The organism is Vibrio sp. 10N.222.55.C6 (genome assembly GCF_041473395.1).
Classification (GTDB): domain Bacteria; phylum Pseudomonadota; class Gammaproteobacteria; order Enterobacterales; family Vibrionaceae; genus Vibrio; species Vibrio crassostreae_C.
The window spans coordinates 1-278 of record NZ_JBFRSD010000617.1; the positions used below are offsets into that span (position 1 = coordinate 1).

Below are 278 nucleotides of genomic sequence, written 5' to 3' on the forward strand. Positions count from 1 at the left end.
TTATTGACCTTTATTCAAGGCAAGTTATTGGTTGGTTTATGGGTACGAGAATAAAGGCCTCATTGATCTGTGATGTCTTATCGATGGCTTTATTTCGCCGAGAGTTTCCTGAAACGGTTATTACTCATAGCGAGGTAGTCAGTATTGTTTGAAAGACTATTGAGGCCTCATAAGCACCTATAACCTAAAGCAAAGTATGAGTAGGAAAAGAAATTGCTGGGATATAGAAAAGGGCTAATACGCTTAGGTAATAGCTTCTAACTCGATCAGGTTATCAA

Annotated in this window: 1 pseudogene; it reads left to right on the top strand. The window is 38.1% G+C overall.

The window, feature by feature from the left end:
• Positions 1–223: pseudogene (locus AB4486_RS25340) on the top strand (DDE-type integrase/transposase/recombinase); the annotation flags it as partial.
• Positions 224–278: the final 55 nt, after the last annotated feature.